The 17900-nt window shown below is 69.5% G+C and carries 15 protein-coding genes; 7 read left to right on the top strand and 8 right to left on the bottom strand.

Translation table 11 applies throughout. The annotated features are described in order from the left end of the window. Positions 1-58 precede the first annotated feature (58 nt). The 4 genes from ABH926_RS01895 to dapC all read left to right on the top strand — a co-directional run bounded on the left by ABH926_RS01895 (position 59) and on the right by dapC (position 3123). Positions 59-637: a TetR/AcrR family transcriptional regulator gene (locus ABH926_RS01895; protein WP_370363466.1), complete on the top strand. Its 579-nt coding sequence runs from the start codon at positions 59-61 to the stop codon at positions 635-637. A 188-nt stretch (positions 638-825) separates the two neighbouring features. Then, positions 826-1530 (top strand): phosphatase PAP2 family protein, encoded by a 705-nt coding sequence (locus ABH926_RS01890; RefSeq protein ID WP_370363465.1) that lies wholly within the window; start codon positions 826-828, stop codon positions 1528-1530. Between the two features lie 111 nt (positions 1531-1641). After that, positions 1642-1974, top strand: a complete 333-nt coding sequence (gene fdxA, locus ABH926_RS01885; protein ID WP_370337826.1) for a ferredoxin — start codon at positions 1642-1644, stop codon at positions 1972-1974. 51 nt (positions 1975-2025) lie between these two features. After that, complete coding sequence (gene dapC, locus ABH926_RS01880; RefSeq protein WP_370363464.1) at positions 2026-3123, top strand: succinyldiaminopimelate transaminase; 1098 nt, start codon at positions 2026-2028, stop codon at positions 3121-3123. Between the two features lie 416 nt (positions 3124-3539). Here the strand turns inward: dapC and ABH926_RS01875 are convergent, their stop codons facing one another. Continuing rightward, positions 3540-4271 (bottom strand): hypothetical protein, encoded by a 732-nt coding sequence (locus ABH926_RS01875; RefSeq protein WP_370363463.1) that lies wholly within the window; start codon positions 4269-4271, stop codon positions 3540-3542. A 97-nt stretch (positions 4272-4368) separates the two neighbouring features. Here ABH926_RS01875 and ABH926_RS01870 point away from each other — a divergent pair, with 97 nt between their 5' ends. Beyond that, complete coding sequence (locus ABH926_RS01870) at positions 4369-5370, top strand: alpha/beta fold hydrolase (RefSeq protein WP_370363462.1); 1002 nt, start codon at positions 4369-4371, stop codon at positions 5368-5370. Between the two features lie 19 nt (positions 5371-5389). Here ABH926_RS01870 and fxsT read toward each other — a convergent pair whose 3' ends face one another. The 7 genes from fxsT to ABH926_RS01835 all read right to left on the bottom strand — a co-directional run bounded on the left by fxsT (position 5390) and on the right by ABH926_RS01835 (position 15608). Continuing rightward, positions 5390-9286 carry an FxSxx-COOH system tetratricopeptide repeat protein gene (gene fxsT, locus ABH926_RS01865; protein ID WP_370363461.1) on the bottom strand — a complete coding sequence of 1299 codons (3897 nt, stop codon included), beginning with the start codon at positions 9284-9286 and terminating at the stop codon, positions 5390-5392. Beyond that, positions 9276-10367 carry a TIR-like protein FxsC gene (locus tag ABH926_RS01860; RefSeq protein WP_370363460.1) on the bottom strand — a complete coding sequence of 364 codons (1092 nt, stop codon included), beginning with the start codon at positions 10365-10367 and terminating at the stop codon, positions 9276-9278. Before ABH926_RS01860 ends, fxsT begins: the two co-directional genes overlap by 11 nt. A gap of 91 nt (positions 10368-10458) precedes the next feature. Beyond that, positions 10459-12852 carry an FxsB family cyclophane-forming radical SAM/SPASM peptide maturase gene (locus ABH926_RS01855; protein ID WP_370363459.1) on the bottom strand — a complete coding sequence of 798 codons (2394 nt, stop codon included), beginning with the start codon at positions 12850-12852 and terminating at the stop codon, positions 10459-10461. Then, positions 12849-13046, bottom strand: coding sequence for a hypothetical protein (locus ABH926_RS01850; RefSeq protein WP_370363458.1), 198 nt, complete (start codon positions 13044-13046; stop codon positions 12849-12851). The genes ABH926_RS01855 and ABH926_RS01850 overlap by 4 nt, the downstream gene beginning before the upstream one ends. Positions 13047-13245: 199 nt before the next feature. After that, positions 13246-13953, bottom strand: coding sequence for a hypothetical protein (locus ABH926_RS01845; RefSeq protein ID WP_370363457.1), 708 nt, complete (start codon positions 13951-13953; stop codon positions 13246-13248). A gap of 148 nt (positions 13954-14101) precedes the next feature. Beyond that, positions 14102-14722 carry an HAD family hydrolase gene (locus ABH926_RS01840; protein ID WP_370363456.1) on the bottom strand — a complete coding sequence of 207 codons (621 nt, stop codon included), beginning with the start codon at positions 14720-14722 and terminating at the stop codon, positions 14102-14104. Positions 14723-14741: 19 nt separating this feature from the next. Beyond that, complete coding sequence (locus ABH926_RS01835) at positions 14742-15608, bottom strand: hypothetical protein (RefSeq protein ID WP_370363455.1); 867 nt, start codon at positions 15606-15608, stop codon at positions 14742-14744. Positions 15609-15774: 166 nt separating this feature from the next. Here ABH926_RS01835 and ABH926_RS01830 point away from each other — a divergent pair, with 166 nt between their 5' ends. After that, positions 15775-16626 carry a 2,3,4,5-tetrahydropyridine-2,6-dicarboxylate N-succinyltransferase gene (locus tag ABH926_RS01830; RefSeq protein ID WP_370363454.1) on the top strand — a complete coding sequence of 284 codons (852 nt, stop codon included), beginning with the start codon at positions 15775-15777 and terminating at the stop codon, positions 16624-16626. 20 nt (positions 16627-16646) lie between these two features. Next, the gene (gene dapE / locus ABH926_RS01825; RefSeq protein WP_370363453.1) at positions 16647-17762 is read left to right on the top strand and encodes a succinyl-diaminopimelate desuccinylase; all 1116 of its coding nucleotides are present in this window, start codon (positions 16647-16649) and stop codon (positions 17760-17762) included. The last annotated feature ends 138 nt before the right edge of the window (positions 17763-17900 follow it).

The following is a 17900-nucleotide window of genomic DNA, read 5'->3' as shown; positions in this document are numbered from 1 at the left end:
ACTCAAATTCGCAGGGCCCGGGGAAGCCCTGCTCGACACAGGTGAAGGGATAGACACCGTGAGGGCAGACGCGCTCCGCAACCGCGAGCGCCTCGTCGAGGTCGCCCAGTCGGCGTTCGCGAACAACGGGATCGAGACATCCCTGGAGGACATCGCCCGCCAGGCAGGCGTCGGGATCGGAACCCTCTACCGCCGGTTCCCCCGGCGCGAGGACCTCATCGCCGCGGTCCTGGCCGAGCGCTACCTGAAACTCGCCGAGTGCGCACTGGTCCTGGCCGAACGCCGCGAGGACGCCGACGCCGCGCTCACCGAGTGGCTGACTCTGCTGATCGAGCACATGGCGATCTACCGCGGCCTGTCCCTGGCGGTGAAAGAGGCCATCCACGACCAGAGCACCGCCCTGGGCCGCACGTGCAAAGAGATGATGGACGCTGGCACCGAACTGCTGAAGCGCGGCCAACGCACCGGCGCCTTCCGCCCCGACGTCACCTTCTACGACGTGATGTCACTGTGCTCGGGCATCGTCACGGCCGTCGAACGCCGCGCCGAGAAGCCGGTCGACACCGACATCCCCCCGGTGAACCCGTACCTGCTGCTCGATGTGGTGCTGCGAGGCCTGCGCACGCCGGACGCCTGATCCCGCGCTCCCGATCTCGCCCGCCTGGCCCGGCGCGCCCGCCCTCCATGCTCCGGCGCGCGCCCGGCCTCGCTACCCAGCGATCCCTCGCGCCCGAGATCTCCCCCGCCCGAGATCTCTCCCGCCCAAAGAACATGAATGGGTGGTGAACATCAGCCGAACATCAGGCGAACAAGTTACTGTGAGGCATGCTCACCGAACCCCGGCATGCCGTCGCCCACCACCGCGCACCCGTCTTCGACGACCGGGCCCGAGCATCGGCACTGCGCCTGTGGGGAACGGCGTCCTTCGGCGTCTTCGTCCTGCTGGCGATCATCGTCGCAACGAAGGCATCCCGGGGCACGGACCAGTCGGTGGACAACTCGCTGAACAGGTTCGCCCTGCGCGACACCGGGGTGACCGACTTCTTCAAGGCGGTGACCAGCACCGGCGCACCGACCGTCACCCTCGGCCTAGGCCTCCTGGTAGCGGTCGCCTTCTTCGCACTCCGGATGCGCCCGACCGCCTATTTCGCCGCAGCCTCAGTGATCGGCGCCTACGCCATCGCCTACGTCGCCAAGAAGGGCGTGAACCGCCACCGCCCGGTCTGGGACGCCGCGCACACGATCTCCACAGAATCCGGCGCCTCGTTCCCCTCCGGCCACGCCACCGGCACCTCCACCCTGGCCACCGTCCTGATCCTGACCGCGGTCCCACTACTGGCCGGCCTGACCGCCCGCCGCACCGCGACAACCCTGCTGGTGCTGTACGTGATCGTCATCGCGGCCTCCCGCCCACTCCTCGGCGTCCACTTCCCCACGGACGTTCTCGCAGGCGCCGCACTGGGCACAGGGTGGACACTGTTGTGCGCCTCAGTCCTGCGCCCTTGGCAGGACCGGCCGTCCGCAGGCTGACCCGCTTAGGAGAACCAGCCGCTCACGCGTGATACTAAGGGCGGACGAGCTTAGGGTTTTGCAGCCCGCACCGCTGCGTCGCCCACCGCATCAACAGGAGGACCGGAGAAAGTGACTTACGTCATCGCCCTGCCCTGCGTGGACGTGAAGGACAAGGCCTGCATCGAGGAGTGCCCTGTCGACTGCATCTACGAGGGCGAGCGCATGCTCTACATCCACCCGGACGAGTGCGTCGACTGCGGCGCCTGCGAGCCGGTGTGCCCCGTGGAGGCGATCTTCTATGAGGACGACACGCCTGAGCAGTGGAAGGACTACTACAAGGCGAACGTGGAGTTCTTCGACGACCTTGGCTCCCCCGGAGGCGCCTCCAAGATGGGTCTGATCGAGAAGGACCACCCCCTGGTCTCCGCTCTGCCGCCGCAAGCCGAGGGTGAAAGCCACTAAGGGCTTTCCCCTCCCGGCGACATCCCGCTCCACCAGAGGAAACCCTTCACGATGCGGAAGCTCCCCGACTTCCCGTGGGACCGGCTCGCGCCCGCCAAGGCGCGAGCCACCCATCACCTGGACGGGATCGTCGACCTGTCAGTCGGCACCCCCGTCGACCCGGTGCCGGCCGTCATCCAAGACGCGCTGCGCGCCGGGTCCGACGCCCCCGGCTACCCGCTCACCCACGGCACGACCGCCCTCCGCGACGCAGCCGTCGGCTGGATGGCACGCCGCCTCGCCGTGCCCAGCGTCGCCCCAGCCTCGGTCCTGCCGGTCCTCGGCACCAAGGAGCTGGTGGCCTGGCTCCCGATGCTGCTCGGCCTCGGCCCCGGCGACCAGGTGGCCATCCCGGCGGTGGCCTACCCGACCTACGACGTCGGCGCCCGCATCGCCGGCGCCGACACCCTGGTGGCCGCCCCCGAAGACGCCGCCGAACTGATCAGCACGCACCGCCCGAAGCTCATCTGGCTCAACTCCCCGGCGAACCCCAACGGCCGGGTCGCCCCGCTGGCCGAGCTGCGCGCCGTGGTCGCCGCGGCCCGCGAGACCGGGACCGTCGTGGTCTCCGACGAGTGCTACATCGAGCTGGCCTGGGAAGCCGAGCCAGTGTCGCTGCTGCACCCCGACGTCTGCGGCGACAGCCACGAAGGACTGTTGGCCGTGCACTCCCTGTCCAAGCGCTCGAACCTGGCCGGCTACCGAGCCGGCTTCGTCACCGGCGACCCCGCCCTCGTGGCCGACCTGCTCGAGGTGCGCAAGCACGCGGGCATGATCATGCCGCAGCCGGTCCAGGACGCGATGACCGCCGCCCTGAACGACGACGCCCACGCCGCAGAGCAGAAGGAGCGCTACCGCAAGCGGCGCCAGGTGCTGCGCGAGGCGCTGGAACACGCGGGCTTCCGCATCGACCACTCCGAGGCCGGCCTGTATCTGTGGTCCACGCGGGACGAGGACTGCTGGGCGACCGTCGACTGGTTCTCCGAGCGCGGGATTCTGGTGGCTCCCGGCGACTTTTACGGCGAGGCCGGGGCGCGGCACGTGCGGGTTGCGCTGACGGCGAGTGATGAGCGCGTCGCGGCTGCGGGCGTGCGGCTAGCCGGGTCTTGATCGGGTCCTGCTCCTCACCGCTTCTCCTTCCTGCCAGCTTTGCGGCATGTCCTTAGGCCGGACCCTGGCGCCTGGGGGCGGCGCCAGGGCCGGCTGGTTGTTTGCCGTACCCGCCCCCGGAGGGGCCTGCTCGATGCGGGGCGATCCCCCATTTGCCTCCGACCTGGCCGAAGCCGGAGGCCCTTATCGCCTCGCTTCGAGCAGTCGACGACGCGAGGTCATCGAGGGCGTGGCGGCGGTTCCCTGGCCGGGTGCGGTGAGCTCTGTCCGCGTCCCGGTCGGGGGACCGCCGGCCCGGGAGCCGCTCATGTGCCTGGCTGTGGCGGGCGGCTCCCGGGATGCCTCAATAATGCTCGAAGGTGGCATATCGGACATCGGGTGATTTGCGTAGGTTCTGCTGCGCACAATGGGCGAGGCTAAATGGGTGGTTCGGGGCCCGGTTCTTTCTCCAGATAGCGCATTGCCCGCTTGAAATACCCGCGCGGGTTCGTGTCCAGGAAGCGGGCCCATGCGGGGTTGTGGTCGCCGCGCAGCCGTGCGACGCGGGCGAGTGCGTAGCCGAACATCGGCTGGTTGATGTATCCGAGTTGCTGGCGGCGCCAGCCGCCGGAGCCCTGCGAGAAGGTGAAGGCGGCGTTGGCGGTGAAGATGCCGAGGCCGAAGAACACGGTCGCCAAGTCGGTCAGCGGTTCGTGGTCGTGCTCGGTGGTGCTGGCCGCGCCGTGGTAGAGCAGCTTGTGGTGGCACAGTTCGTGGGCTGCGACGGCGACTACGCGGCGGGGGTCCGGGGCGTTGTCCATGCCGACCGCTATGACGCCGACTCCGTCGCGGACGCTGTAGTGTCCGGCGACGGTCTGGTAGCCGCTGGTGGTGGTGCCTGGGGTGGGGCGGGATGGGGGGCGGCCGTCATACAAGATGACTGCGATCTCCGCCGGGTCGATGCGCAGGTGGGCTCGGACCAGGTCGACGACTTCTAGTACATCGTCCGGAGTACCCCGATAGGTCCCGGGAAAGAATGAGGGTGTCGGCGTGAGGACCTCCGCCTGCAGCGCCTCGCGTCCGAACTGCTCGACGCACCACGCCAGCATCTTCTCGATCCACTGGCGCTCCCGGTCCTCGACCGGCGGGCGCGCCCCGAACAGCGGCATGCCCTGACACTATCCCGCCTCCGCCCGCACCCTTGCGCGCCGGAGGCGTCCGTTTCCGGCATGGCGGCGCCGGGTAGCCGCCCAACGGAGGAGAGCCATGATCCGCACAGTCCGCACCCCGGACGGCCGCCGGCTGGCCGTCTGTCAGCGCGGCGACCCCGACGGCGCCCCCGTGATGCTGTTCCACGGCACCCCCGGCAGCCGGCTGGGGCCGGTGCCGCGTCCGATGACGCTGCACGCCTGCGGCATCCGCCTCCTGACCTTCGACCGGCCCGGCTTCGGTGAGTCGGATCGGCAACCGGGACGCAGTGTCGCCTCCGTTGCGGCGGATGCGTGCACTGTCGCGGACGCGCTGGGCATCGGGCGCTTCGCTGTCCTTGGGCGCTCCGGTGGTGGTCCGCATGCGCTGGCGTGCGCGGCCCTGTTGCCGGAGCGCGTGACGAGGGCGGCGGCGATGGTGGCCCTGGCTCCCCGTGATGCCATGGGCGACGCGTGGTTCGCCGGGATGACACCGGGCAACATTGAGGCCTATACCCAGGCCTTCACGGACCCTGAGGCCCTGCGCCAGGTTCTGGAGGACCGTGCGGCCCGGATCCGTGCTGATCCGGCGAGCCTGTTGGCGAACATTGATGAGGGCTTGGAACCGACCGACCGTGCGGTGATCCGGCAGGCGAACATCCGCCAAGAGCTTGTCGCCGCTTATGCGGCTGCGGTTTCACGCTCGGCGGATGGTTGGTACGACGATGCGCTTGCGCTCGCGGCCCCTTGGGGTTTCGATCCCGCTGACATCCGTGTTCCGGTGTACCTGTGGCATGGGGCGGAGGATCGGTTCTCGCCGGTGAGTCATACGAGATGGCTGGGTGAGCGGATTCCGCGCGCGACGGTCGATCTGGAACCGAGTGCGTCGCATTTCAGCGCCCTGTTGCGGATGCCGCAGGTGATCGTGTGGTCGGGGGCGCGGGTGTCGTGGGATGCGGCGGTCGGGCTTGGTGCACGGGGGAGAGGGACAGGGACGTCAGGGCACCGTGGGTCGGGCCAGGCCGGCCAGCCCGGCCAGCCCGGTCGGTCGGTGCGGATCGGACCTGAACGGAGTAGCTAGCCGGGAGTAAGCAGAGCTCCTAGTACGCCGTGGCCTCAAGGTCCCGCCCTATACGGGCCCCGGCGCGCACCCGCGCGCATACCGGGTGTCCCTCGCCGAGCAGTGCTGTGAGGCGGTCGAGGCAGCGCGCTGTGGTCACCTCGGCCTCCGCCCCTCGTCCTGACGCGCGCAGTGTCGCTGCGTGGTTCGCTTCGGCGGTGAGCGTATAGACGTGGCTGTCGCCGAGGCGGTCTTGTGAGCCCGCTAGTACGCGCTCCTCTAGAGAGATTGCTGCTGCGAGTTCGCCGTCGTCCGCTAAGCAGTTCGCGAGGTTGCCTGCTGCTGCCAATGTGAAGGGGTGCGAGGCGCCGAGTGCGGCCTCGAAGCCCCTCAGGGTGCGCTCGGCGTGGGCTCGGGCGCGGGTGACGTTGCCGCATGCCCGCTCGTAGACCGCCATGTTGTTCACCGCCACGAGTGTGTAGGGATGGCGTTCCCCGAGCTGCTCTTCGTATGTCGCCAGGCAGTCGACGCTGATGGAGACGGCCTCCGCGTCCCGGTCCTGTGCCGCCAGGTCTGCGGCCCGGTTCAGGGCGCAGGCGCGTGTGTCGGGGTGGCGGGGGCCGAATCGCTGGAGGTAGCGCTTGTACGTGGCTTCGGTGAGGTCCTGTGCTTCGCTGAGGCGTCCGCATTTGCGCAATGCCACTGCCAAGCTCTTGGCCGTCCTTAGCGTTTCCGCGAAGTCGTCCCCTAGTACGTCGCGATATGTGTCCAGCGTTGTGCGCAGCAGTTCGACGGCCTCCGCGAATCGCCCTGCGTCGATCATGTCCCGTGCCAGCGAGCCCGCGGAGCTCAGCGTGTACGGGTGCACGGCCCCGAGTACCTCGCGGCGTCGTGCGAAGACCTCCCGGTCCATCTCCATGGCCTTGGAGAACTCGCCGACCAGCCGGTAGGAGATGGCCAGGTTGTTCGCCGAGGACAGCGCTTGGGGGAAGTCCGCGCCGAAGTTCTCGGCGAACCGTGCGTATGTCTGTTCGTCCAGTGCCAGTGCCTCCTGGAACTGTCCGAGTCCGCGGAGTGCTGCTGCCAGGCCGCCGGCGGTCATCAGAGTATGGCGATGATCGTTGCCGAGTGCGGCGGCTTGGGCCTGCAGCACCTCTGCGTTGATCTCCCGCGCCTCCTCGAAGCGGCCCATGGACCAGAGCACGTTCGCGGTGTGGAAGCGCAGGGATAGCAGGTCTGGGTCCTTGTCCGGCGCTCTTCCGCGCGAGGTCCATACGGTGGCCAACTCCTCGGCGAACGCCAAGGCCGCGCCGAGTTCGCCGCGCTTCCACAGATAGCGGACGCGATCGATCAGCAGCTGTAGGGTCTCGCCCTCGGCGCACAGGCGGGCCCGGCTCGGTCCCAGGTGTGCCCAGATCTGGTCGTAGCGCGGCCAGTTCTCCGGGTCGTCGGTGTCCCCGGCCCGGGGACGGGCGCCGACCAGCACCCGGTGCACCTCGTGGCAGGCCCGCTCCTGGTCCGCCTGGCTCATCCGGGCCCGGATCACCGACTGCACCAGGCGGTGCACCTGCAGCGTGTTCGAGGCCGCGTCCACCCGGGCCAGCGCGAACCGTCCGACCTCGCGGACCAGGCGGCCGATCATCATCCGGTCGCGCAGCGCCTCGTCGTAGGGGATCAGGGCCTGGATCATCTCGTCCGAGCGCAGCAGCGCCATGGACACCGGCTCCGGCGCCAGGAACGAGCACAGTTGCAGCAGGCGCACGGCGGCTGGGGACCGGTCTCGCAGGGCCTCGAAGGAGATCGTCCATGTCGTGGCCACCGGTACCGGGTAGTCGCCGGGCTGGTTCAGCGCCAGCACCGCCGACGCCTGCCGGTCCAGCTCCGCCAGGTACTCGCCGACCGGCGTCCCGGTCTCGGTGAGCCAGGCCGCCGCCTGCTCCACCGCCAGCGGCAGGTCCCCGAGGGCGTGGGCCAGCGCGCCGGCGTCCTCCACGGCGAGCCCCGGCACCCGCCGCCGTAGGTGCTCCACGCTTTCGGCGCGCGTGAACACCTCCACCTCGACCGGCGCCGCCTCCTGCGCCCACGCCGGGTTCCGTGAGGTGATCAGGACGTGGCCGTGTCGGCTCTCCGGCAGGTAGGGACGCACCGCGCCGGGCTCGTCGGCGTTGTCGTAGACCAGCAGCCAGCGGCGTACTGGGTCCCCGCGCCGCAGGGCCTCCAGGACGGCCGTAGCAGTCTCCGCGATGCCGCTGTCCGTGCGCAGGCCTAGGCCAAGCGGCCGGGCCAGGCGGGCGAGTTCCGCGGGGATCAGCTCCGGCTGGTCCGCGGAGAGCCACCATACGAGGTCGTAGTCGCCTTTGAACCGGTGCGCGTACTCCAGCGCGACCTGGGTCTTGCCGACGCCTCCCAGGCCGTGCAGTGCCTGCGGCGGCGGGGAGTCCGCAGCGGAGCCGCGGAGCAGTCGGTCGCGGACGTGCTCCAGGACTTCGTCGCGGCCGGTGAAGGTGGCGTTGCGGCCGCGTAGGTTCCAGACACGCGGATCGATGCCGGGGAAGCGCGGGCCATGTGCGCGTGCAGAGGGAAGTGCATCAGGGGAGCGTGCGCGCCATTGCGCATAAGCGTTCCGGTCCACGGCCAGCAGCAGCGTCTCCACGGCCTCCGGCTCGCTCAGCCGTGCTAGGTCGATCGGCGGGTTCGCTTGGTACTGCGCTGGGAGTCGGACGTCCGTGACAAGTACTGCGGTGACGGATTGCGGTGCCCGTGTGTGCGCAGAGCGTAGATATGAGTACGACGCTATAGCGAGGACCTGTCGGTCCTCTTCGGCTTCTGTGGAGATTCCCACGCTGACGAGGTCCGCGGGCACTTCTACCTGAGCCAGGATCTCCCGAACCCAGTCGGCCCACATCCGGTCCTCGGCGACGTAATGGATCAAGGGGCGGACCTTTGTCGTCTGCCGCCTGGTGAATCCCTCCAGGACCCGCTGACGCCGGGTCTCCTCAATCGTGGGAAGACCGGTGACACGGCCCACGGTGATCTCGGCGGCGAGTCGTTCGTAGGCCGCCAGCAGCGAGGTCGGCAGGCCGGGCGTGTCGCCGAAGACGGCCAGGGTCTCCTCGTATGCGTAGAAGGGCCTATAGGGGATCTCTACGGAGGCCCAGTACTGAGACCGGCGCTCGTCGTCCATGTCGGCGGGGAACCCATCGAACCGGGACGTCACCAGTGCGCGTCCGGCGTCTGCCTTCGCCTTCTCCGCTTCGTCCACGCGCATCGGCACAGGCAGGATGCGTATAGGGCGGTCCAGACAGTGCTCCCGTATACGGCGCGCCACGCCGAGCGCGCCGTCGATGTTCTGGTCGCTGAGCGCGAAGCAGTCCACGAGGACGTCGGGCAGCTGAAGCGTGCAGATGTCAGCGATGTCCGACAAGCCGGTGCGGCTGTCGATGAGGACATAGTCGTACGCGGCCTTCATGCCGTCGCGCATCGCCTGGAAGAACAGGCCGCCGCCCATCTCCTCGTAGAAGTCGTCCCAGCCGCGCGGCGCCATGGCGGAGGCGTAGTCGCGGTTCTGCCGTCCGGCCGGCAGAAAGTCCAGGGTGCCGCCGCCGGGGAACGCCCAGTCCACGGCCACCGTGTGCCGGGCTACCTCCGCGGCCTGCCGGTGCCAGTCCGTCGGCCGATCCTCGCGGTGCTGGTGGACCTGCCAGGCGTAGTCGACGATCAGGTCGATGACCCCGCCGGTTGATTGCAGCGCCGACGGCGGTAGGAACGGGTGGTAGAAGCGGTGCAGTCCCGGCGAGTCCAGGTCCCAGTCCACGGCCAGTACCCGCCGGCCGTTCGCGGCCAGGATCCACGCCACGTTCGCCAGCGCCATGGTGCGGCCGGTGCCGCCTTTATAGGAATAGAAGGTGATGACGGTCCCGTCCGGGTCAGGGGACATCGGGCGCTCCTCCTGGCGGTCGCTCGGCGGTGGGCAGGGAGCGCAGACGGGGCGGCCGTGCGGAGCGGCCGTCCGGTGCGTGGGGCGTCAGGTGCCGTAACAGAGCCGCCTTGGCGGCGGGGTGCACCTCTCGGAAGTAGAAGTCGTCGAAGTCCGCAGATGCGATCTGGCGCGGCCGAGTGACGAACCACTCCGCGAGCTTCACTTGTGCGGCGCGGATATATGCGGCCACCGCTTCGTCCGGCGAACTGGTCGGGGTCTCGGGGAGATCGGCGATCGGTTCGACCACCGGAGTGGCAGGAGCGTCGGGGCTGCCTCGCGTGCCCGCCGGCAGGGCGAGCGGACGTCGTCCCGGCAGCGAGAGGGGAGTGCGGCCACCGACTTGGCGCACCAGGTCTCCGGCTGCGTCGAAGAGCCCTTCCGCGTTCTCGAAGCGGCTACGCAGCGCTGTGAAGTCCACCGGCAGGGAGGCCTGCGGGGCGCTGCTCAGCGCCACCCGCACCACCTCGCGCGCCAGCGCGTGGATCGCCAGCTGGTACTCGTCCTTGAACCGAGCCAGCCGGATCAGCTGCAGGAAGCCCAGGCGCGCGTAGGCCTCGCCGAGCGTGTGGTGGTCGAACTGCAGCGCCTGCGCGGCGGCCGGTAGGTCGGTGTCCGGCATCGGCAGCCACAGCACCGGGATGATCGCCTCGGGCCGGGTGCCGGACGTCAGCTCGTGCGCGCTCTGCCGTGCCTGGAACAGGTACCACTCGCTGGCGCAGCTCAGGGACGTGAAGTAGCGCGGGGTGTAGAGCGGCACGAACACCCGGCACGCCGCCAGTGCCTCCGATATCCGGCGCGGCCACTCCTGCCCGACCCGCAGTTCGCGGTCCATGAATCCGGGCCTGGCGTGGCGGGGCAGCGTGGTGAGCTCCGCGACCTCGAACGTCAGGTCGTCGAAGAAGCGCAGCGTCCAGCGGTCCGGGTCCTCGGCAGTGCCGGACTTGTCCTCCGGGGCGCGGTGGTGCCGGGCGTAGCTGAGGAAGAAGACCGGAGCCGACCCGTGGTCGGCGCCTTGCGGCACCCGACTCGAGACAGCCATCCGCCTACCCCGTGGCCTTCACTCCTCTTCACACTGTGTCTCCAAAAGGATTGCGCGGCGTAATCGATGGCGTCAACGGTGCGCGGAGTAGTCAGACTTTGGACGTCCAACCTTCCAGGGTGGTCCGCAGCGCCTCCACGAAGCGCAGGCCGAGCGGGGTCAGGGACCCGGAGTCCGCCAAGACGTGTGTGGCCCGCAGTGTGTGCGCGAACCAGAGTGCGAACTCCGTGGCGGCGTGTGTGCGTTCCTCGGGATCGGTCGCGGTGAAGCGGCGGACGCGCCAGAAGTCGGTGACGCCTACGTGCGCGTATGTTCCCTGCAACAGTCCTTCCAGCGGACGCGGGTCCTCTCGCCATGGCGCCTCGAACAGCCGGGTGTCGTGCGGGTCGTGCAGGTCTGCCATGTCCAGGACCGCGCCGAGCTTTACGTGCTGGAACTCGTGGATCATCAAGAGCGCGAGCGCGGAGGCGGACCGGTCCGGCGTACCAGCGCCCGGCACAGGTAGCGCCGCGCCGATCGCGCCATAAGCGCGGCGCGCTGTAGAGCTGACGGCTCGGCCGGACAGGGACGGCGCCAGTGGCACGATCGTCGACAGCCCTGCTGCGATGCCCGGCGCGTAGGAATGGTGGTCCCGTGCGAGGAGGTCCCACGCGGCGGGGACAGTGCGCCTCCAAGCGGCGGCGTCGCCTTCAGGCAGCCGTCGCGCGACCTCCCAGTGGTGGCAGCGGCGGAACGGGTCCGTGTCCTCCAAAGCGATTCCGCCTGTGGAGAACGCAGGGAGGTCCACACGCCGGACGCCTTGCCATCCCGACGCATCGAGCACGTCGCAGTGGCCCCCGGAGATCCGCATCAGCAGGGATCGGCCTGCGTCGGCACCGACCACCAGACGCCCCAGCGTGGGGAGGTACACAGCGCCGCGCCGTACCGGCACTTCGATCTCGGCGTCGACGCCGGCGCGGATGGCGATCGCGGCAGCCAGCGAGGCCAGATGGGCGAAGTCCTCGGGATCGGCTCGGCCGGACTGTGCGTCGTCGAGGCAGCGCAGTGCCCAGACCGACGTATAGGGATGCCCGAGTACGTCGTGCAGGGCGTTCTTGTGTCCGGCATCGAGAGTCTTCAGCGTGGAGATCGCGGAGTCCACGAGTTCTTGGCGCGGTCCGCTACTGCCGTCTGCGGCGGCGAACACCTTGGCGAGCAGCAGTATGCGGAGCGAGCGTTGGAAGCGGTTCAGGTGTGTGATCGCTTTAGCGTCGCCGTATCCGTGCGCCAACTGATGCAGCACGTCTGCGGACAGTCCTAGGGAACGCTGCGCCGGAACCTGTGCGACGGCCGGCGCCTGGGTCCGGGTGCGGATCCCCATGATCAGCTCCTTGAGGTCTTTGCAGTAGACGCTCGGATGATCAAACGAATCGGTCGAGGGAGACGGGGAAGTCACCTCAGAGGGGGCGCTATAGCGATGCGTGCGCAGGCCGCCTCCGCATACCAAGACCACAGGACAGCGTCGGCAGGCTTCGCACAGATCGGCCAAGCCATGGCGCCGGGCCTCGAAGCCCGGATGCCCGGAGGCCTCGTCGAAGGAGTGCTCAGCGACTGCGAAGCCGGTGGCGGGAGCGCCGTCGTAGGCCGCTTTAAGGGAGTCCGTCTGCTCCAGAGTTCCGTCGGCCTCCACGACCACCAGATCGACCGGGTCTAAGCCGAGCGACTCCGTCCCGCTCGGCAACCCGCGGAAGGCGTCCAGGACCGAGGTGAAGGAGCGAATCGGGAAGGGACGGTTCTCGGCGTTCCAGCGATCGAACACCGCGAGCATCCAGTCCGCGTATTCGGCGCGTTCGGGATTCGCTCTGAGCGGCGGATCGCTATGCGTGGCGTGGGGGAGGAGGAAGTCCGCGCGCGGGGGAGAGGCATCGTGCACCGCCTCGTACACGGCTACTGGGTCGTTACGCACGTCGATCGTGCATAGGACGCCCGCGTAGATGTCCGGGTAGTCGTCGCGCAATAGCGAAACCGCGCGTAGTGCCTGCGTATGGCTGGATGCTCCATTGGCGAAGCGTCGGTGTCTGTCGGACGCGGCGTGATCACCGTCCAGGGACACACCGACGCGTACGCGGTGTTCGCGGAACAAGTCGCAGTACTCGCTCGTGAGTCGGACTCCGTTGGTGTGGACACGCAGGTCCACCGCACAGCCCGCGCTCTCGATGACCTCACGCAATGTAGACATTGCTACGCGCATCCGCGCCGGCCCCAGAAGCAGTGGCTCCCCGCCATGCAACACCAGGGCGACGGCAGGGAGACGGTGCGAGGCGGCGTGTTCGGCGATCCGCTCTGCGGTGCGCCGTACCGTCTCCTCCGTCATGAAGCGCGGTTTGTGGCGCCACGAGCTGTCGGCGGCCTCGTAGACGTAACAATGATCACAAGCGAGATCGCAGCGGGTTGCCACTTTCAGCACGAATTGCCGGAATGGCGGCGCCCCGTTCGCCGCGGTCATACGGCCGAGTTGAACGAGGCGGCCACCGGCACCGTCGCGGTCCCGCCGTCCCTGGGTGGGCTGATCCGCCGGTCGACATCCTCGGACCGCACCTCGCCGGCCGAGACCGAGCGCGAGACGTCGGCCAGGGACTCCTCGCTCAAGTCCACCAGACCGGAACTGACACTTGTCGTCTTGCCGTGGCGGTGCTTCATCCGTGGCTCCCGATGGGGCGGTTCACACGTTGTCGCGCATGGCGATTCATTGCGCCTTCGCGGCGGCCGCATGCGAAGAGTTGCGGATAATCGCTCCTAGGAGGGATTCCTCTTTTCATCGGGTTGTGTGACATCAGAAAGGCCTCTGGCATGCGCGGGCGCGCATGCCAGAGGCCTTGGGGAAGGGTTCTGAACCGGTCTAGAAGCTGCCGAGCGAGGTCAGGCTGCCGACCGGCAGGCCCTGCGTCAGCCCGCCGACCAGCGGCAGGTTGCCGACCAGCGGCAGCGAGCTCTGCGGCTTGGGCGCGGCGGCCGGAGCCTGCATGGCCGGCGCCGCGGCTGGGGCCGGGGTGATCGTCGGGGCGGTGACCGCGGGCGCGACCGGCGAGACCATCCGGCTGCGGGTGCCGGGGTGCGCGGCCGGCCTCATCAGGGCCGGCGGGGTCGGCATGTGCGGGGGTGGGAAGGCGGCCTGCAGGTCGGCGCCGGCCTGCTGGCCGGCGGTCTGGGCGGCCGCCGGGGTCGGGGCCGGCTCACCGGTCAGCTGGCCGATCACCGGCAGGTTCTGGGCCATCGGCCCGACCACCGGGATCTGGCCGACCAGCCCGCTCACCGGCAGCCCGCCGGCCAGGTTGTTCAGCGGCAGGGCGTTGGCCAGGCCGCCGTTGATCGGCATGATCGAACTCAGCCCGCCGGCCAGCGGCAGCGCGGAGCGGGTCACGGGCATCGGCGCGGCGGCCAGCCCGGTGGCGTCGGCGACAGTGGTCGAGATCGGCGCGGCGTCCAGCGGGGTGCTGGTCGTCGGTGCGGTCGCCGCGGAGGCGACGCCGCCGACGACGGGACCGGCGGCCATCGCGGCCGCCGTGACGACCAGGCCGCGCCGGACCGTGGTGCTCAAGGTGCTCATTGCCTGGTTCTCCTCGGATTGGGGCTGCCACGTTTACGCGACAGCTCCCTGCCCAACGGATGAACCCCGCTCGGGGAAACGCCGGAAGAAGTAAAAGGGAAGTAATATTTCCAGACGGTGATTGGGTCGTCCGATATCAGAACCGCTATCAACGTACCGGAACTGAAGGGGATTCTTTGTCGAATTCCGCAATGTGCCTCCGCGCTGCCTCCGCGCCGGTCCACACGAATGCCCGGATCCCGGCGTCGCGGGCCGCGGCGACGTTGACCTCGCGGTCGTCCAGGAAGAGGATCTCGCCGGCCGGGGCGCCGAGCCGGTCCAGCAGGGCCTGCCAGATCGCCGGGTCGGGCTTGGCGACACCCAGCTCACCGGAGATCACGAAGTGCTCGAACGGCTCGGCCCACTGCCGCGTCCGGAAAGCCGCACCGTGGGCGATCGGCGCGTTCGACAACAGCGCCAGCCGCCTCCCGGCCGCCGCGAGATCGGCGATCAGCTCCACCGAGCTCGGGTCGAGGGTGTTCCACAGCTCGACGTCCGCGGCGCTCAGCGCCGCGGCCTCGGCCGGGCCCACGTCGACCTGCGCCCGCGCGCCGACCGCCTGCCAGTAGTCGAGCTCTGCCGCGCCGCGGTCGTACTTGTCGCGATGGAGCCAGTAGCCCTCGGTGAAGTCCGCGGCCGGCGCCTCGACGATGTCGGCCAGCCGTGCGAAGGCCTGCTCCGGCGGCCGCTGGGCGATGACCTCACCGTAATCGAACACGATCCATGTCATCGCCCCAGCGTGCCAGGGGTCAGCCGCCCTTCGCCACCGAGACGTCCACCGTCCCGTTGGTCGAGGACGACGTCGACTCCCACTTGCCCGAAGACCGGGTCCACACCTCGTTCGCGTACTGCACCCGGTCCACGTTCAGCGTCTTGGACGAGGCCACGGCCCAGGCGGCGAGCACCTGCGGGGTGAACAGGTTGTTGGACGTTATCCGCAGCGTCAGGCCGTCGCTGGAGTGCGAGTACTGCGGAGCCGCGGCCGCGCCGTTCGCGCTGAACTGCTTCACCAGCGCCTGGCCCACGGTCGACGCCCGGGGCGTCAGGCCGTTCGAGCCGGGGGTCTCGGCGGCCAGCTTCGGGTCTTCGTACGTGCAGGTCAGCGAGGTTCCCGACTTGGCGTCCAGCGTGGTCGCCAGGATCGTGGCCATCTCCTCCCACTGCCCGTAGGACTCGCCCGAGGAGTCCGCCGAGCGCTGCACGGCCTGCGCGGCCTTGCCGACGTCGATGGTCTCCCAGTTGTTCACGTTCAGCAGCGCGTAGAAGAACTTCCCGGTCGAGTACACCGGGTCCATGATCTGGTCCGGGGTGCCCCAGCCCTGCGAGGGCCGCTGCTGGAACAGGCCCAGCGAGTCGCGGTCGCCGCCGGTCAGGTTCTGGATCTTCGACTCCTGCTCGGCCGTGGCCAGGGCGATTATCGTCGCCCGCTCCGGCAGGTTCTTGGCCCGGGACACCGCGGCGATGGTGGCCGCGTTGGCCATCCGTTCGTTGGCGATGGTGGAGGACTGGCCGTCTGCTCCGATGGCCGTGCAGTTCTCGGCGGAGACCCCGCCGGTGAACGCGTGGTACACGAAGAAGCCGCCGGCGCCCAGCGCGCCGAGCAACATCACGGTCACGATCCAGGCACCGATGTGCCGGGATTTGCGCGGCGCTTGTTCCTGCCTGCCTCGGGGGCGGCCTCTCTGACCCATACCGTCCAGTTCCGTCCGTAAATGTCCGAGATCCGTCCTGCGGTGTGAACGCCGCGAGGCCACCGTAGCTGAAACACATATCGTGGTGGCCATGACGAACGCACCGACTGCCCAGGATTTCGCCTCCCCGATCCCGGCAGTGATCGACGAGCTGTGGGAGCGCCGCGCGGAGCTCGGCCCGGCGGACGCCGACGCCCGCAAGGCCGTGGTGGAGGCCGTGGACCTGATCGACGCCGGCACCGCGCGGGTGGCGTTCGTGGACGCGGCCTCCGACGAGGTCGTGGTGGACGAGCGGGCCAAGCGCGCGATCCTGATGTCCTTCAAGGTCCTGGACATGGCCGAGTCCCACGCCGGCGACTTCCGCTACCACGACAAGATGCCGCTGAAGAGCGACTTCGGCGGGGCGCGCGTGGTGCCCGGGGCCATCGTCCGGTGGGGCTCCTACGTCTCCTCCGGCGCGATCCTGATGCCCTCGTTCGTGAACATCGGCGGCTACGTGGACGCCGGCACCATGGTCGACACCTGGGCCACCGTCGGCTCCTGCGCGCAGGTCGGCAAGAACGTCCACCTGTCCGGCGGAGTCGGCATCGGCGGCGTGCTGGAACCGCCGAACGCGGTCCCGGTGGTGATCGAGGACGACGCGTTCATCGGTTCGCGCTCGATGGTCGTCGAGGGCGCCCGGGTCCGCCAGGGCGCCAAGCTCGGCTCGGGCACCAACCTCACCAAGTCGATGCGCGTCTTCGACGCCGAGACCGGCGAGGAACTGCCCCGCGGCGAGGCCCCGGCCTGGTCGGTATGTGTCAGCTCGACCCGCGTGAAGAAGTTCCCCGGCGGGGAGTTCACCACCCCGTGCCTGCTGGTGCTGCGCCGCCTGGCCCCCGGCGAGTCGCACGACAAGCTGCAGATCAACGACCTGCTGCGCGACAACGGATTCACCGGCTGAGGACGGGGAGCGACCAAGCGATGTCCGGCCTGGACCTCACGCAGAGCGCCGCGCGCCTGACCGCGGCGCTCGTCGACATCGAGTCCGTGAGCGGTGACGAGAAGGCGCTCGCCGACGCGGTCGAGGCGGCGCTGCGTCCGTATCCGCACCTCGAGGTGCTGCGCGACGGCGACTCGGTGCTGGCGCGCACCAACCTCGGCCGCGCCGAGCGGGTGATCCTGGCCGGGCACCTGGACACCGTGCCGATCGCGGTCGACAGCACCGGGCGCCGCAACGTCCCCTCGCTCCTGGAGGGCGACTGGGAGACCGGGACCCTGCGCGGCTGCGGCACCTCGGACATGAAGGCCGGTGTGGCGGTCCAGTTGGTGCTGGCCGCCGCCCTGGCCGAGCCGAACCGCGATGTGACGTATGTCTTCTACGAGTGCGAGGAGGTCGAGGCCGAGCGCAACAGTCTGGGCCGGCTGATCCGCACCCGGCCGGAGTGGTTCGCCGCCGACTTCGCGGTGTTGCTGGAGCCGAGCAACAACATCGTCGAGGGCGGCTGCCAGGGCACGATGCGGGCCCGGCTGACCTTCCGCGGCGCCCGCGCGCACTCGGCCCGCTCCTGGCTCGGCGACAACGCCATCCACAAGGCCGGTGCCGCGCTGCGGCGGCTCGCGGAGTACCAGCCGCGCCGGGTCGAGGTGGAGGGTCTGGAGTACCGCGAGGGCCTGAACGCGGTCGGGATCACCGGCGGCGTGGCCGGCAACGTCATCCCGGACGAGTGCTCGGTGCTCGTGAATTTCCGCTTCGCCCCGGACCGCACTCAGGACGATGCGGAACGTCACGTCCGCGAGGTCTTCGCGGATCTGGACGCTGAGATCGTGGTCACGGACACCGCTCCGGCGGCGCGTCCCGGTCTGCACCTGCCGCTGGCGGCTGAGTTCGTCGGCGCCGTCATGGCCGGCGTGGACGGCGAGCCCACGGCGAAGTTCGGCTGGACCGATGTCGCCCGGTTCGCCGAACTCGGTGTTCCGGGCGTGAATTACGGGCCCGGAGACGGATCCCTGGCTCACAAACCCGATGAATCAGTGGACTTGGGGCAAGTTGTCCGATGTGCGGAACGGATGAGAAGCTGGCTCGGCTCCATCGCCTGAGCTGACGACCCGCGGTGGCGCGCGCCGGTTCAAAACGGTGCGCGCCGGAGGCAACCGCTTGGGACTTATTAGCGTCTTACCAGCGGCGGAGCAGCCCCCGTACGACCACGGGAGCCCGGCGATCAGCCCGCTGTCCAG

The sequence above is a fragment of the Catenulispora sp. GP43 genome, from assembly GCF_041260665.1.
Lineage (GTDB): Bacteria > Actinomycetota > Actinomycetes > Streptomycetales > Catenulisporaceae > Catenulispora.
Note: the sequence above shows the minus strand (reverse complement) of the source record. Positions and strands in the feature narration are given on the sequence as shown.

What these genes read in the sequence shown, in the direction of transcription:
- ABH926_RS01890 (WP_370363465.1), top strand. Translation starts at nt 826, where the DNA reads ATGCTCACCGAACCCCGGCATGCCGTCGCCCACCACCGCGCACCCGTC.
- dapC (WP_370363464.1), top strand. Translation starts at nt 2,026, where the DNA reads ATGCGGAAGCTCCCCGACTTCCCGTGGGACCGGCTCGCGCCCGCCAAG.
- ABH926_RS01875 (WP_370363463.1), bottom strand. Translation starts at nt 4,271, where the DNA reads ATGCCGCTGTTCGGGGCGCGCCCGCCGGTCGAGGACCGGGAGCGCCAG.
- ABH926_RS01870 (WP_370363462.1), top strand. Translation starts at nt 4,369, where the DNA reads ATGATCCGCACAGTCCGCACCCCGGACGGCCGCCGGCTGGCCGTCTGT.
- fxsT (WP_370363461.1), bottom strand. Translation starts at nt 9,286, where the DNA reads ATGTCCCCTGACCCGGACGGGACCGTCATCACCTTCTATTCCTATAAA.
- ABH926_RS01860 (WP_370363460.1), bottom strand. Translation starts at nt 10,367, where the DNA reads ATGGCTGTCTCGAGTCGGGTGCCGCAAGGCGCCGACCACGGGTCGGCT.
- ABH926_RS01855 (WP_370363459.1), bottom strand. Translation starts at nt 12,852, where the DNA reads ATGACCGCGGCGAACGGGGCGCCGCCATTCCGGCAATTCGTGCTGAAA.
- ABH926_RS01850 (WP_370363458.1), bottom strand. Translation starts at nt 13,046, where the DNA reads ATGAAGCACCGCCACGGCAAGACGACAAGTGTCAGTTCCGGTCTGGTG.
- ABH926_RS01845 (WP_370363457.1), bottom strand. Translation starts at nt 13,953, where the DNA reads ATGAGCACCTTGAGCACCACGGTCCGGCGCGGCCTGGTCGTCACGGCG.
- ABH926_RS01840 (WP_370363456.1), bottom strand. Translation starts at nt 14,722, where the DNA reads ATGACATGGATCGTGTTCGATTACGGTGAGGTCATCGCCCAGCGGCCG.
- ABH926_RS01830 (WP_370363454.1), top strand. Translation starts at nt 15,775, where the DNA reads ATGACGAACGCACCGACTGCCCAGGATTTCGCCTCCCCGATCCCGGCA.
- dapE (WP_370363453.1), top strand. Translation starts at nt 16,647, where the DNA reads ATGTCCGGCCTGGACCTCACGCAGAGCGCCGCGCGCCTGACCGCGGCG.